A 2,016-nucleotide genomic window follows, 5' to 3' on the forward strand; every position below is an offset into this window, starting at 1 on the left:
TTACACGAGCTCACGCCTAGTCTCGTGGTCTCGGAGATGCGTGTAAGACACAGAGATGCCCGACTCGTCCGGCGTGCGCCCGACGTCGGTGAGCCTCGCCCCCGCGCACGTAGCTGCCGCCGTAGCGCCCCGCCCTCCGCACGATCACGCCCTCGTCCTGCAGCAGCGCGAGGCCGCGGCTCACCGACGTCGTGCTCACGCCGAACGACTCGGCCATCTCGTCCGCGGGAGGCAGGCGCTCGTCGGGCTGCAGCAGGCCCAGGTCGATCGCCATCGTGATGCGCGCGCGCACCGTGTCGATCGCGCTCAGGCGCGCGATCGCCGCCACACGCGGCGCCCGCAGGGGGTCGGCGCGATCCGGCACCTCCTCGCGCGGCTTCGCACCAGTCATCCCATCAGCTTAGATGACCGCCGGAGCACCCGATCCGGCACCCGGCCCGATCCGATGCCGCGACCCGACCCGCCCCACTCACTCGCGCGACTCCGCCTCCAGCACCCGGTCGAGCTGGATGTCGACGGTGCGCCCGCCGTCCTTGCGATTCACGATCGCCCCCGCGACCAGCGCCGCGGGCGGGATGAGCGCGAGCACGATGCTCACGGCCAGACTGCCGCCCGTCACCATCGTGAAGTTCGAGAGCACCAGCCACGCGGCGAGGCCGAGGGCGGCGACCGCGACGACCGGCAGCACCGTGCCCGTCCAGATGCTCTTCCGCAGTCGCGGATTGCGCACGAAGAACACGACGACCGCGACCGTGGTGAGCAGCATCATCATGACCATGCCGATCGTTGCGACGCCGGCCATGTATCCGAACACCTCGACGAGCGGATCGAGGCCGATCACCACGAACAGCCCGATGATCACGAGCGCCGTGACGCTCTGCACCAGCGACGAGAGGGCCGGGCTCTGATGCTTGACGTGCACCCGGCTGAGCGGCGCCGGCATCGAGCCGATTTTCGCGAGCGCGAACTGGTAGCGGGCCACGATGTTGTGGAAGCTCAGCACGCACGCGAAGAGGCTGGTGATGAGGAGGATCTGCATGACGTTCCGCGTGAACGCTCCGGCGAAGTCGCCCGCGGTGTCGAGCAGCATGTTCTTCGATCCGAAGAGCGTCTGCTGCGCCACCTCGGTGACGTTGCTCGCGCCCGCGGCCACCACGAGCACCCACACCGACAGGGTGTAGAAGACGCCGATGATCGCGACCGCGAGGTAGGTCGCGCGCGGAATCGTGCGGCTCGGCTCACGCGCCTCGTCGCGGTAGATCGCGGTCGATTCGAAGCCGATGAAGCCGGTGAGGGCGAAGAGGATCGCCACGCCGATGCCCGACGTGAGGAAGACCTGCGGGTCGAACGACTGCGGTGCGAGCCCCTCCGGCCCGCCGTTCACGAGCACGGCGACGTTGACGATCATCATGACGAGGATCTCGAGCAGCAGTGCGACCCCGAGCACCTTCGACGACAGGTCGATGTGGCGGTAGCCGAGCAGCCCGACCACGACGAGCGCGAGCACCGCGAAGACCGACCAGTGGATCTCGGGGCCGCCGTAGTAGCGCACGAGGTCCATGACCGCCCAGCCCATGTAGCCGTAGATGCCGGCCTGGATCGCCGTGTACGCGATGAGCGCGACGTACGCCGTTCCCATTCCGAGCCGGCTGCCGAGGCCCACCGTGACGTAGCTGAAGAACGCCCCGGCCTCCTTCACGAACGGGGTCATGGCGACGAAGCCGACGGCGAAGAGCAGCAGCACGATCGACGCGATCAGGAAGCCGACGGGAGCGCCAGCGCCGTTGCCCTGGCCGATGGCGAGGGGTGCGTTGCCGCCGATCACGGTGAGGGGCGCTGCGGCGGCGATCACCATGAACGCGATGCTGCCGGTGCCGAGATTGCCCGAGAGGCGTGCCCGCTGCGGGGCGTCGGGAGTTGTGGGATGTGCCATGGAACTTCCTTGTTCGGTGCGCTTGAGCTGCGGCCGGGGCGGGCCGGCGGTGCCCGTGCGATTGGGTCGGTTTCGGTGGAGTC

The 2,016-nt window shown here is 68.9% G+C and carries 2 protein-coding genes; both read right to left on the reverse strand.

Annotated elements, in window-relative coordinates; all coding sequences use genetic code 11:
- Positions 1-16: 16 nt before the first annotated feature.
- Positions 17-391, reverse strand: a complete 375-nt coding sequence (locus NS354_RS12325) for a winged helix-turn-helix domain-containing protein (protein WP_058594752.1) — start codon at positions 389-391, stop codon at positions 17-19.
- Positions 392-469: 78 nt separating this feature from the next.
- Positions 470-1,933 carry an APC family permease gene (locus tag NS354_RS12330; RefSeq protein WP_058594753.1) on the reverse strand — a complete coding sequence of 488 codons (1,464 nt, stop codon included), beginning with the start codon at positions 1,931-1,933 and terminating at the stop codon, positions 470-472.
- Positions 1,934-2,016 lie beyond the last annotated feature (83 nt).

It is taken from the genome of Leucobacter chromiiresistens (assembly GCF_001477055.1).
GTDB classification, from domain to species: Bacteria; Actinomycetota; Actinomycetes; order Actinomycetales; family Microbacteriaceae; genus Leucobacter; species Leucobacter chromiiresistens_A.

What these genes read in the sequence shown, in the direction of transcription:
- NS354_RS12325 (WP_058594752.1), bottom strand. Translation starts at nt 391, where the DNA reads ATGACTGGTGCGAAGCCGCGCGAGGAGGTGCCGGATCGCGCCGACCCC.
- NS354_RS12330 (WP_058594753.1), bottom strand. Translation starts at nt 1,933, where the DNA reads ATGGCACATCCCACAACTCCCGACGCCCCGCAGCGGGCACGCCTCTCG.